This window comes from bacterium (assembly GCA_040756715.1).
In the GTDB taxonomy this organism is placed as follows: Bacteria; UBA9089; UBA9088; order UBA9088; family UBA9088; genus JBFLYE01.
Genome location: JBFLYE010000073.1, coordinates 7,345 through 9,300, shown reverse-complemented (window position 1 = coordinate 9,300; position 1,956 = coordinate 7,345). Strand labels below are relative to the sequence as shown.

At 37.0% G+C, this 1,956-nt stretch carries 1 protein-coding gene; it reads right to left on the bottom strand.

All coding sequences use genetic code 11. From position 1 onward, the window contains the following. Positions 1–204 precede the first annotated feature (204 nt). A partial coding sequence (mrdA, locus tag AB1397_03045) for a penicillin-binding protein 2 (GenBank protein MEW6481970.1) occupies positions 205–1,956 on the bottom strand: 1,752 nt, incomplete at its 5' end.

Below are 1,956 nucleotides of genomic sequence, written 5' to 3'. Positions count from 1 at the left end.
AAGTTTTATAAAATTTTTCCCCTTTTAATTCAAAATTCAACATTCAAAATTCATAATTTTATAAAGTTTTCCTTAAGATTATCTAAACACATACATTTTGTAAAGCGTTATGGAATTAACTATAAGTCATATTATAACATAAAAAGGGTTATCTTGTCAAGACAAATTTGCATTCTATTTTGCATAATTTCCTAATTTTCTCTCTTAAGTTCCTATATTTTCTGTTTCTGTCCCTACTTCCATTGTCTCTGTTCCAGGCTCAATTGGCTCTACTTCCTTTATCCCAAAATAACCTGCCAATATTTTTCTTGCAATGGGTGCTGCCTCAATTCCACCCTGTCCACCATGCTCAACTAGGACAACCACAACAATGCTTGGGTCTTCAACAGGAGCATAGCAGACAAACCAGGCATGGTCTTTTCCCTGTGGATTCTGTGCGGTTCCTGTTTTTCCTGCAATCCTTATTCCAGGAATATAGGCTCCCCTTCCTGTTCCAGAAAGAACAACCTCCTCCAATCCCTTATCCAATATCCTTTTGGTTTCAGAAGACATCCTTATTTTCTTTTTTAAAACAGGCTTTTTCCTTATAACCCTTCCATCTGGCTCTTCTATATATTGGACAATAAAGGGCTTAAATATATTACCAGAATTTGCAATTGAGGAAACTAAAACAGCCATTTCAATAGGTGTTACAAGAAGGTATCCCTGTCCAATGGAAAGATTTATTGTATCACCGGCAAACCATCTTGTTTTAAAAAGACGTTCCTTCCAGGATGGAGATGGGATTTTTCCCTTAATTTCATAAGGAAGGTCAATATCTGTTAGGGAAGAAAGGCCAAATATCTTTGCTTGCTCCATTAGTTTGTCTGCTCCAATCTTTAAACCAAGTTTATAAAAATAGATGTTGCAGGAATGGGAAAGGCCAGAAATAAGATTTACCATTCCATGGCTTTGTTTCCTAAAACAGAAAAATTTCCTATTTCTTACATCAAACCTTCCTGTGCATTCAATGTATTCGTCGGGATCTATAACTCCTTCTTCTAACCCAAGATAGGCATCAACAATTTTAAATAGAGAGCCAGGTGGATAGCGAAATTGTATTGCCCGGTTTGCCAAGGGATAGGATGTGGAAAGGATTGTCTCTCTTGCCTCTTTTGCTGAGAGCTTTTTAAGAAAGAGGGAGGGATTAAAAGCAGGCTTACTCACCATACACAAAACCTCTCCTGTTTTTGGAGAAAGGGCAACAATTGCTCCATTTTTACAAAGGGCTTTTTCTCCTATTTCCTGAAGCTCTTTATCAATGGTAAGATAAAGGTTGCACCCGAGGATTGCCTCTTCCTTCCCTAAAACCCTAATTGTCCTTCCAGAGACATTTGTCTCAATAACATCCCCTCCCCTCCTCCCTTTGAGAATATCTTCGTATTTCCTCTCTATGCCGCTTTTTCCAATCCTATCATCAATAAGATAGCCCCCTTTTTCTTTAAATTCCTTTTTTGTGATGGGTCCAATATAGCCTAAAAGGTGTGAGGCAAGCTCTGAATTTGGGTAATCGCGAAGAGGCTTTGCATCCACAACAAGAAAAGGGGTAGCAAAAAAGGCAGAGGCTATCTTCAAAGCCTCCTCCTTTGAAATATTTTCTATAATTGTAGCAGGTTCAAACCTGCGAAGAGATTTTTTTTCCATGCTTTTCTTTGCCTTTTCTCTATCAAATGGAACAATAGAAGAAATCTTTGATAAAATACCCTCTATTTGTTCATCTGAAAGGTTTTCTTGAATAATGGATATGGAAAAATTGGCTACATTTGTTGCCAAAACCTTGCCTTTTCTATCAAATATCATTCCCCTAGATGGGGGGTGTGGAATTATTCTTATTCTATTTTTCAAAGACCTGGCTTTAAAATAGCCTCCCCTTATTATTTGAAGATAAAAAGATGAAATAAGAAGAACAAAAAACAA